The sequence below is a fragment of the Endozoicomonas sp. genome (assembly GCF_031844845.1).
Lineage (GTDB): Bacteria > Pseudomonadota > Gammaproteobacteria > Pseudomonadales > Endozoicomonadaceae > Endozoicomonas.
The window spans coordinates 1-9,098 of the sequence record NZ_JAVRMB020000265.1; the positions used below are offsets into that span (position 1 = coordinate 1).

General features: G+C 48.3%; 14 protein-coding genes and 1 pseudogene. 3 read left to right on the top strand and 12 right to left on the bottom strand.

Features of this window, described 5'->3' with window-relative positions; all coding sequences use genetic code 11:
• Positions 1-118 precede the first annotated feature (118 nt).
• Both RM811_RS14255 and RM811_RS14260 read left to right on the top strand, forming a co-directional pair.
• Positions 119-763: a DUF3987 domain-containing protein gene (locus tag RM811_RS14255; protein WP_402525514.1), complete on the top strand. Its 645-nt coding sequence runs from the start codon at positions 119-121 to the stop codon at positions 761-763.
• A gap of 329 nt (positions 764-1,092) precedes the next feature.
• The gene (locus RM811_RS14260; protein ID WP_402525486.1) at positions 1,093-1,566 is read left to right on the top strand and encodes a hypothetical protein; all 474 of its coding nucleotides are present in this window, start codon (positions 1,093-1,095) and stop codon (positions 1,564-1,566) included.
• Between the two features lie 35 nt (positions 1,567-1,601).
• On the opposite strand, the gene RM811_RS14265 is transcribed toward RM811_RS14260, so the two are convergent.
• Both RM811_RS14265 and RM811_RS14270 read right to left on the bottom strand, forming a co-directional pair.
• A complete protein-coding gene (locus tag RM811_RS14265) occupies positions 1,602-2,105 on the bottom strand; it encodes a DUF4411 family protein (protein ID WP_402525488.1) in 504 nt (167 codons plus the stop codon).
• A gap of 7 nt (positions 2,106-2,112) precedes the next feature.
• Positions 2,113-3,279: an ImmA/IrrE family metallo-endopeptidase gene (locus RM811_RS14270; RefSeq protein WP_402525490.1), complete on the bottom strand. Its 1,167-nt coding sequence runs from the start codon at positions 3,277-3,279 to the stop codon at positions 2,113-2,115.
• Between the two features lie 39 nt (positions 3,280-3,318).
• On the opposite strand from RM811_RS14270, the gene RM811_RS14275 reads away from it, so the two are divergent.
• Positions 3,319-3,540: a hypothetical protein gene (locus RM811_RS14275; protein ID WP_402525492.1), complete on the top strand. Its 222-nt coding sequence runs from the start codon at positions 3,319-3,321 to the stop codon at positions 3,538-3,540.
• 65 nt (positions 3,541-3,605) lie between these two features.
• On the opposite strand, the gene RM811_RS14280 is transcribed toward RM811_RS14275, so the two are convergent.
• From RM811_RS14280 to RM811_RS14325, 10 genes and pseudogenes are all read right to left on the bottom strand, one after another.
• A complete protein-coding gene (locus RM811_RS14280) occupies positions 3,606-3,977 on the bottom strand; it encodes a calcium-binding protein (protein ID WP_402525495.1) in 372 nt (123 codons plus the stop codon).
• 130 nt (positions 3,978-4,107) lie between these two features.
• The gene (locus RM811_RS14285; protein ID WP_402525498.1) at positions 4,108-4,710 is read right to left on the bottom strand and encodes a hypothetical protein; all 603 of its coding nucleotides are present in this window, start codon (positions 4,708-4,710) and stop codon (positions 4,108-4,110) included.
• A 10-nt stretch (positions 4,711-4,720) separates the two neighbouring features.
• Entirely contained in the window at positions 4,721-5,152 is a 432-nt protein-coding gene (locus RM811_RS14290; protein ID WP_402525500.1) for a hypothetical protein, read from the bottom strand.
• A gap of 76 nt (positions 5,153-5,228) precedes the next feature.
• Positions 5,229-5,579 (bottom strand): annotated as a pseudogene (locus RM811_RS14295) (calcium-binding protein).
• A 26-nt stretch (positions 5,580-5,605) separates the two neighbouring features.
• Positions 5,606-5,986, bottom strand: coding sequence for a hypothetical protein (locus RM811_RS14300; protein WP_402525502.1), 381 nt, complete (start codon positions 5,984-5,986; stop codon positions 5,606-5,608).
• Positions 5,987-6,009: 23 nt separating this feature from the next.
• The gene (locus tag RM811_RS14305; RefSeq protein WP_402525503.1) at positions 6,010-6,453 is read right to left on the bottom strand and encodes a hypothetical protein; all 444 of its coding nucleotides are present in this window, start codon (positions 6,451-6,453) and stop codon (positions 6,010-6,012) included.
• 40 nt (positions 6,454-6,493) lie between these two features.
• Positions 6,494-6,787 (bottom strand): nucleotidyltransferase domain-containing protein, encoded by a 294-nt coding sequence (locus tag RM811_RS14310; RefSeq protein WP_402525505.1) that lies wholly within the window; start codon positions 6,785-6,787, stop codon positions 6,494-6,496.
• Between the two features lie 18 nt (positions 6,788-6,805).
• Positions 6,806-7,120, bottom strand: a complete 315-nt coding sequence (locus tag RM811_RS14315) for a hypothetical protein (RefSeq protein ID WP_402525507.1) — start codon at positions 7,118-7,120, stop codon at positions 6,806-6,808.
• An 83-nt stretch (positions 7,121-7,203) separates the two neighbouring features.
• Positions 7,204-8,361 (bottom strand): restriction endonuclease subunit S, encoded by a 1,158-nt coding sequence (locus RM811_RS14320; RefSeq protein ID WP_402525509.1) that lies wholly within the window; start codon positions 8,359-8,361, stop codon positions 7,204-7,206.
• On the bottom strand, positions 8,358-9,098 hold a 741-nt coding region (locus RM811_RS14325; protein WP_402525511.1), incomplete at its 5' end, for a class I SAM-dependent DNA methyltransferase. The genes RM811_RS14325 and RM811_RS14320, both read right to left, overlap by 4 nt.

The window sequence follows — 9,098 nt, forward strand, 5'->3', positions numbered from 1 at the left end:
CAAAAACCGTTCTTCCCAACGAGCGAGAGATGGCAGTCGGGGCATTTAACTTCAATAAGACACGTCATAGGACGTATATTGGGATGAAGAGTATTTTTGTCAGTATGGGATTATCCCTATCCACACATTTGGCCCACTACCTTCTCCCGAAGAAGCGGAAGCTTTATCTCAATGGCTTGCCGAAGTGGTTGCCCGGGCCAGAGATCATAGACCCATCGACAATGTCTTTCACGATGAAGGAAAAGAAGTGCATATGTCGCCTGAAGCACTGGCGATCATTCAGGCAGAGTATATTGAGAGAGAGTCAGAACTGGATAATATGCCACCACTTCTGTCCAACCTGGCATCTCGTCACCGGGTCTTTATATGGCGGGTGTCCGCTATCTTTGCCCTGATGGATTATTCCGACACCATTTCGGCGGAACATATACAGCAGGCATATAAATGCATGGATTATTCACTGCAAAGCCTGCGGTACATACTGAAAACTGAAAGACAGGAGGCACAGCAGGATCAAGTGGTTATTCTTGCTGACAGGATTTATAACGCCATAGCCTTCATCAATGATGGAACCGGTTGTACGCTGACAGAGATACACAAGTATTTTCAAAATAAACTGAAGTCCAGCGATATGGAGAAAGCCATCAACTCTCTGCTGGAATCAGCACCGGCAAAAATTGAAGAGGTAACCCACACCACTAAAAACAAAAGAGGCAGAAAGGCCAAAGTCTTTCGCCCCACCTCAGCGAAAAAAGCGAACTGACGAAAAAACACCCACAGGCCAGGCTGTATGTGGGTTATTTTCTTCACATCCACAACTGCGAAACAATTCATCCGGCGAAACAATCATTCAAGACAACCTATCACTCGGGATATTCTTAGACCACCGTATTTATTCGTTCCCCCCTCCCGCTAAAAAATTACGCCCAGTATCATCAGGATTTTCACCATTAATTCGTTTTTTCGCTTTATTCGCAGTCAGGGTAATAAATAACGGCATTTATTAAATCCAGATACGGAAAAACGCTATGGATTGAAGCATCCTGTTCATGAGAATCTAGCACTCAACTATCCCGACAAAGTATAGAAACGGTGATCACAGAAACCCTCAACCCTTTCAAACTGATTACAGCAATTTTCATCACATTATCAGTCACCGGCTGTACATCCGTGGTTCGTCAGGTTGGAGAGCTTCGCGCCTCTGTCTACCAAACCTACTACGACACCTTTGACGAAATGGCTAAAGAGGGAGCCTTGAAAACCTGCCAGAAACAACAGGCTAAAGCGCCTGAAGTGATGGATACATTGGCCTTTGAACAATGTCTGGCCACTCAGTACCAGCAGCGTATGGCTTTCTACATGAGTACCATGAACAAGGGCATTCAGAACTCATCAGCCAGGGGAGCAACACAACCAGGCTATGGCTCCAAAGTATACCGCGCAGATGAATGTATTGGGGCTATAGTGAATGGCGTTTGTCACGGCTCTATTCTGCCAAAATCAGCTAACCATCCAACCTGCCACGGCCAGATGATTAACGGCCAGTGTACCGGGCCGATGTTTTAAGCCCTACGGCCATTATCACTTCGATCGACTGAGAATCAGGCGGCAGGCTTCAGAATAAACCGGGCTTCTAACGTGCGCAGCAAAGTAAACGTATTGATATATTGAACGCCAAAGTCATTGCAGATATTGGGAATTTTCACTTTCTTACTGTCTGCTGGCACCAGCTTCTCATGGGTAACCAGTATTGCGTTGGTTGCCTTTGCCTTAGCGATCAACCAGGGGTCAGCCACACTGAGAAAAGGGGCGAAATGCTTTTCTTCGTAGTTCTGGACAACGTAATTAGCTATTTCCGCATAAACCATTTGAGTCTGTCGATCATCAACCGGTAGAAAAAATCGCCCATCATTACGGTGACCTTTAACCCAGCGACTCAATTCATCTTCCTGCTTTTTCAGCTCTGCTGCCACTTCAGAGATACTGGCGACATCTCCGGTACTGTTTTCATAATCCAGCCAATCCCAGAATGCCGGGCAGAAGTCCATGGGGTAATAGGTATTTTTTGCCTGGATAAAAGCATTGGCATCCAACAGATACAGCATCAACAGCTCACCCTATATTCAGTGACTTGGCAAAATCATTGAGCGTACTGACTTTACTGATATTCAGCAGCCGGGAGGCATCTCGGAGCAGCAGTGTTCCTTCCATGGCAGCACCGACCACCGCAGAAGAAAAAAGAACACCATTGCGCACTTTCAGATTCAGGTTGAAAGAGCCTCCGCCGCTGCCTTTCTTGTCTTTGTGCTTTTTGACTTCAGAGAGGTAAAAGACTACATAGTCTTCACGGGGAATCAGTCCACAATCATAAGCACGACGAGCCAGCACCATAGGGCTGACTTTGTACGTTTTTCTTAACGCATGGCAATTGTCCAGCAAGCTCTGTTGAACCTGCCAATCCTTCAGGAATTCCGTTTTCGGCACCAGAAACTCCGCCGCTACCTGATTACAAAACACCTCTTCCTTTCGTTGGTGGTGAGCGCCTTCCACATCGCCCAGTGGCATATTAGAAATCCCACTGTTACCTATCCATAAGTGGGCCAGTTCATGAATCAGAGTGAACAGTCTCGCGGCAGGTGCATCGGCAGCATTAATAAATATCAACGGCGCATAATCATCACTAAGGGCAAATCCACGAAACTCATCCACAGACAGCCGCCTGGTGGTATTGCTGCCAACGATGCCACTGCGCATCACGACAATGCCTGCCGCTTCAGCCTTTTCAATCAGCAGGCTCAGGTACTGTTCCCAGTTACGGGCCTGTTTTCGCAAAGCCGCCACCACACCCAGCGTATTGGCAATGTCAGCCGCTACGTCAGAAGGGTCATCGTCTAAAGACCAGCTCCCGATAAACTCAAGACTGGATTGACCATGCTCTAACTGATAATCCCTGAACCACTCCTGCTTAAACAGAACGTCATTCAGCAGGTCACGGAAATCTTGACCCAGTTCCGGGGATACATGACTGCCAATAGTTCGAAGATCCGGGATAGGTAAAGCTTCTGTGGGAGGCTCTTTCAAAAAAAGGTAACCAAAAGGGACACGGAGCTGTCCGGCCAGTTTCTGAGCCTGACTGAAGGTTGGCCGACTCTTGCCCTGCTCCCACTCCAGCAGTTTCTCCGGCTTCTGCTTCAGCTTATCAGCCAGATCAGCAGGAGCCAGCCCGGCACGCTGACGTGCCCAGTGGACGATCTCCGGATTGATCATGGCTTCTCTCATTGTGATATTTCCTGCTGGTACTGAACAGATACTAGCATTATGGCCAATCGTAAGGTAGCAGCGGCTGACAGCCTGATTTTTTCAGAATTTACTGCCCAGATACTGGTTAATTTTCTCCGGGGTACTCAACAGCTGAGGGGTGAGGCGGAGTACTTCCCGGTGGATATCGGCCAGAGTTTCTTCTTCGTATTTGTGTTCCTGGTCAGCCATCCAGCAGACGCTGACTATAGTCTTCAAACGATTCACCCACCAGATCATTAAACATCGCCGGGGGCATCACCGAACTAAATACCTTTAACCGATACCCGTCATTTTCCCGGAACACATCAAAAACAGAACGCCTGCTCTATCCAGTAATGCCAATCGCCCATAGCCTCAACGGTGTCTTCATTCACTTCATCGCCGCCTGCTTCAAGCTGAGACAATGGCACCGCCAAAGAGTGACCCTGCCACCGAACCTGTACCAGCATGGTTGCAGTACAGTAATCCTGATCCGCCATCCCGGTAACCATTACTCGCTCACCGGTCTTCAGGGGCGATGCGGTCAACGCCTGACAACACTCCGCCGCAAAAGGAAACGCCAGTCGATCCTCCAGATAGCAGTACCAACCGGTGCTGCGTTCAAGCTCATCGTAACAGTCCACCACAATTTCATAATCAATCCGGTGTTCTCGTTCAGGGTCTTCAGGTTTGCTCATCGCTGACTCCATCAGGGCAAGATCTACAGGTGAGGGTACCAGAACAATCGGCTATCAATGTAGCTGGCAAATTCAGCAGCGAGGTGCACCGCCGTTGTCTGAACCCGGGCCATCCGCCAGCCTCAGTCATCTAGTCCAGCAACATCCCCTGAATCACTTCATCGGAATCATGTCCAACCGGCCCATCAATCATCAATTCACCTTCCTGGTCACCCTGCCCTTCCAAAACCCGGTATAGCAGCAAGTAGGCAACCCGCCACTGGCCTGTCTCGACCCTGAGTGTGACCGATTTGGTATTAAGGCGAAGCACGGGACCAAAGTGCTCAATGCCGTGTTTGTCTTTAAAGCCCAATAAATCGCCCACCGCAATGGCATGCCGGCTCAGACCTTTTTGCGCCTCATGGTTAACGCGCACATCCGCTCCTTCAATATTGAGCATGTAGTAAGGGACATTCCACTCCTCGCCATCGGTAAAGTCTCGCACCAGCGCCCGTTTGTTATTCAGTCGCAACACTTCACAGTCACGGAGTGCATTTCTGCAGATGTCAAAATAACTGATCTTCTGCCCCACGGTCAGTGCGGCTTTAATCTTGCGGATACGTTCCGGCGACTCCAGTTCACTGCGGATTATGGCATTGAGCCGGAACAGGTCAAAGGTGCTGGCCCGGTTCAGTGCATCCAGCAACTGGGCATAATCCATGGAGGGTTTGGTTGGGGGGTTATTCTCGTTCATGGGGTTACGGTTACTCTGTAGATTCAAAAACGGTCAGTTGGGATTTCTTTTTGCTGAAAGTCCTGGGCGTTTGAATACCGGCCTCACAAATTTCCTGGAAAACCGCCTGTGCGTAATGCTCACGGTTACCGGAATTATTGGCAAGCCCCTGTTCGTTCAACCAGCGCAGCAATGGTTTGGGTTTCACAATAATCTTAAGAAACGGCTGATTCCGTTTCTGACAATCGGCCTGGTAATCCTCGGCATCTTCCAGCCACACCTCCCAGGTCTTTTTGTTTGAATGGTCTTCTTCACAGGTACGACCAACCTCATCGAACTCTTTGCGGTTGCGATACCAGGTATAAAGAATGGTCGCGGACTGTATTGCCAAAATATCCGCGTAGAGTATTTTCAACGGGATAAAAAGAGGGAGAAAAATCAACTGTAAAATTCGCCTTATCATCTACCTGTACCCTCAACCAATAATGCCTGCTTAACAGCGTCGTTCAAAAACGGTACCCCTGCTCTACCCAGTAGTGCTAGTCACCAATAGCATCAACAGTCACTTCATCAACGGCGTCGCTGTCCACATCTAGCTGAGATAATGGCACCGCTAAAGAGCACGCCTGCCACTGAACCTGCACCAGCATCGTTGAATCACAACAAGTCTGATCCGCCATCGCCGTCACTGTTACACGCGCCTTTGCTTTCAGGGGAGAGACCGACTACGCCTGAGAACACTCAGCCTCAAAAGGAAACGCCAGCCGATCATCCAGATAACAGTGCCAACTGGTAGATCGTTCATACTCACCGTGGCAATCCACCACGATTTCATCTTCAATCCGGTTTTCTCGCACAGGGTCTTTTGGGGTAGCCATACTACAACTCATGATGATTGAAAATGAACGACACACCTTTAGTGAGCCACTTCCCCGGTAAAACGATCCCTGCTTGCCCAATATGAACAGTCCGGGCAGTGCTGGCCTTCGGGATAATCAATACCTTCTTCATGGGGGCAACCGAGAATCTGCTCAGCCATTAAAACAGTCTTTACCCAACACGCTTCAATAAACTCCAACACCTCAGCCAGCACAGACTCTGAATGACGGACATCTGTTTTGGAAAACCATTTCTCCAAAACCTCGGGTTCAGCCCCTTTATAAGGAATAACGCCGCACACCAGTTTAGTGGCCAATTGATAATCCGGACCATAAAAAACGAGGGTAGCGGCCGGGAACCCCTTATCGCCTTTTCGCACACGTTTGCTGAGCAGTTTTTTATATTTACCCTGTGGCATAACAACTCCAGTACCAGAATTTGTCAGGTTCTCGAACGATCAATATAGTGCTGAATTCTGGCAGGGCAGATCAGCAGTAGCGGCGTCAGCCGAAGCACTTCCCGGTGGATATTGGCCAGGGCTTCTTCTTCGTATTCGTGGGCGATGGCGTTGCGTAATTCACGAATCACAATAAAGTCGCGGGCGGAGTCAATCAGCCCTTTTTTCTCGGTCCGGTTGATGCGGTCGCGAACAGTGCCGGGGCTTTCCAGGTCGAGTTCGTCCACCAGCCGGAAGATTTTCTGGATGAGGATGTCGCTCATTCGGGCAAAGCGGGCGGTGAGGGTTTCGAATTTCTCTTCACCTTCGGCATCCAGCGCATCGATAGTCAAAGACTGACACCGTTGCAGTGACCATTCCAGTCCGCTGGCGGCCTTGTGCATTTGCTGAAGCTGTTTTTCCAGTAGCTGGCGTTTGTCCTTGGTCATAGGGTCTCTTTTTTGAGTGCTTTCAGGGTTTCATTAAAGACTACAGTTCGATGGCTGTGGGCAGGATGGTTTTGGCGAAATCGCCGGTGCCATCCTTATCAATAAGGATATCGATTTTCTGTTCTCCCAACTGCTGGTGCAGGTCAGCCAGAATGTTCAGCTTATCAGTGAAGCCCAGTTTTGCCGAGATCACCAGCAGGTCGATATCGCCGCCTTTTTTGTTTGGGTCGGTGCGGGAGCCGAATAGCAATACCCTCGCCTTTGGGTCGTAGCGGGTGATGGTGGTTTTGATGGTCTGTTGTTCCTGCTGGGTCAGGCGCATTGGAGTGTCCATGTATAGTGCTGGAACGAGTCAGGCTTTGACCAATGTAATGGTTATATTGTCACCTTTATCGGGATATCGTAAATCATCCAACCGGTACATACCTATTTTTACCCCGCTTAGACTGACGGGAAACAGCGCATCCGGGTCCTGGGAAATACAACCATTTCTGTATAATTCCAGAGCCAGACAGGAAGGAATTTTCAGTGAAATCTTATTATCCTTAATATCATAAAGGATTCGGCTTTTCGGGTAGCCTAGCGAGCACATACCATTGTGGTAATCCTGTCGCATTGGCATTGTGACGTCATGGAGCATCTGATTGTTAATGGCTAACCCTTTCATGGTTTTTTACCGTTATTCTTGATGTGTTGATAATGGCGGTTACGTTAATCGCCGCCCGTGAATGAGGCAAAAAGGCTGGGTGATCAGATGTCTCCGGCGAAGGCTTTTTGGCTGAGGGCGTTGAACAGCTTCTCACTCTGCTTTACGCTTTGCTCCTGCACGCCTGATTGAGCTTCAACTCGGTTTACAATAACGCAGTACTTAGTCTGGATAGCAAGTGGTGGAAGGATTATGGGGAAATCGCGAATTTGAGAGAGCAATAAATTTTTAATTGCAGAACCAGATCCTTTAGAGGCAAAGTCATCTACCTTTAGCAGTATGATTTGTTTCAAAAACTGGTTATTTAACAATTCTTTTTTAGGTTTTATAACCGCAACACTTTTCTGAAGTGTTGATTTGTATACGTAATCTGAATCAGGAGCAATAGCCACTTTCCCAATGGTTGCACCTGTATTGACGAGTAAAACATCACCAGGCTTTAGGTCTGTTCTTCTGTGCACTTCCGCAAATTCTGGATAGTTTATCTCACGAGAACCGACGAGACACAGCTTACTTTTTCTAATGTTTTTTGCGCTAAGGAAATAGTAACCTGAACCTTCTTCATCTTTACAATCACCATGCTTTCCATCCGTAACAAGGCTGGTTAATTCTCCCAAGCTTTTTACTACCCATCCTTTTGGGTTTGCAAGTGGGTCGCCGAACATATCCAGGAACACGCTGCGGAGGAAGTCGTCGGCGAGGGCGATGGCCTGCTGGCGTTTCTGGCGTAGCTGGTCGGCTTTATCCAGTATGGCGGCAATGCGTTCTTGTTCGGCCAGGGGGGGGAGTGGTATCACAGCTTCCTTAAGAAACTTATAATGCCTACTATAACCAGCCTTTTCTGGAAGTTTTAGCGTTTTTAGAAAGTGAAATAAGAACCTTTTATCAAGCTCTACCTTTGGGCTGAGTACTTTAACCCCATCAGCACCAAGGGCAAAAGGGTAGTTTACAAATTTTATTAGTTTTGTATGATCACCAAATAAAATTACAGGCAAACTTACCTTACATAGGTAATCAGCATCATCAATATAGCCACAGCAACTTTTCTGACCTTGGTCGATGACTGGATATCGACCAGTTTCAGCAGCTTCTGATTGCTTTGTTTTTTTATTCCCACCAGTATCATCCTTTACTACATCCAAAAACGGCAGGACATTCCAGTGCTTAGGAAAGCTTTTAGGTTGGTTAAGACCATTGCTCACAGCATCCCCTCCAATTCCACCAGCTCCTGCTGAATTTCTGCTTCCAGCGCCTTCAACCGTGCCAGTATCTCTTTGGGTGGCTCGTACTGCTCTTCCTGATAAACCACCTCTTTATAGCGGTTGATGGAGAGGTCGTATTTATTGGTTTTCAGCTTGTCCTTGGGTACGACAAATGCCTTCTGAGTCCGATCCTGCCAGTCGCGCTCTTTAACACCTTCCGGAAACTGCTGATCAAACTGCACCTTCAGTTTTTGCCCCATAAAGGCTTCCACCGGGCGACCTTTGCTCTGGCGATACTGCTTCCAACTGGCCACCAGATGAGGCAGATCGTTTTTGGCAATAGGATTACGCTTATCATCCAGACTAAAACCGTCGTTTGCCAGATCATAGAACCAGACGTCATCAGTCTCGCCGCCTTTGGTAAAGATAAGAATGGCCGTTGCCACGCCAGCATAAGGTTTAAAAACACCGGACGGCAGGTTGATCACCGCTTCCAACTGGTTCTCTTCCACCAGCTTTTCCCGCAGGCTCTGATGGGCTTTGCTAGAGCCAAATAGCACCCCTTGCGGCACAACCGTGGCACTGCGACCACCCACCTTCAGCATTTGCAGGATACGGGCGCAGAATAGCAGCTCGGTCTTTTTGGTTTTAACGGTTTTCAGGATTACCGGATCAATGTCTTCTTCATCCAGCGTGCCGGTAAATGGCGGGTTGGCCAGAATCAGATGGAAAGCGTT

Excerpts from the sequence above, each read along its gene's own strand:
- RM811_RS14265 (WP_402525488.1), bottom strand. The coding sequence starts at position 2,105 with ATGCTGTATCTGTTGGATGCCAATGCTTTTATCCAGGCAAAAAATACC.
- RM811_RS14270 (WP_402525490.1), bottom strand. The coding sequence starts at position 3,279 with ATGAGAGAAGCCATGATCAATCCGGAGATCGTCCACTGGGCACGTCAG.
- RM811_RS14275 (WP_402525492.1), top strand. The coding sequence starts at position 3,319 with ATGGCCAATCGTAAGGTAGCAGCGGCTGACAGCCTGATTTTTTCAGAA.
- RM811_RS14280 (WP_402525495.1), bottom strand. The coding sequence starts at position 3,977 with ATGAGCAAACCTGAAGACCCTGAACGAGAACACCGGATTGATTATGAA.
- RM811_RS14285 (WP_402525498.1), bottom strand. The coding sequence starts at position 4,710 with ATGAACGAGAATAACCCCCCAACCAAACCCTCCATGGATTATGCCCAG.
- RM811_RS14290 (WP_402525500.1), bottom strand. The coding sequence starts at position 5,152 with ATGATAAGGCGAATTTTACAGTTGATTTTTCTCCCTCTTTTTATCCCG.
- RM811_RS14300 (WP_402525502.1), bottom strand. The coding sequence starts at position 5,986 with ATGCCACAGGGTAAATATAAAAAACTGCTCAGCAAACGTGTGCGAAAA.
- RM811_RS14305 (WP_402525503.1), bottom strand. The coding sequence starts at position 6,453 with ATGACCAAGGACAAACGCCAGCTACTGGAAAAACAGCTTCAGCAAATG.
- RM811_RS14310 (WP_402525505.1), bottom strand. The coding sequence starts at position 6,787 with ATGGACACTCCAATGCGCCTGACCCAGCAGGAACAACAGACCATCAAA.
- RM811_RS14315 (WP_402525507.1), bottom strand. The coding sequence starts at position 7,120 with ATGAAAGGGTTAGCCATTAACAATCAGATGCTCCATGACGTCACAATG.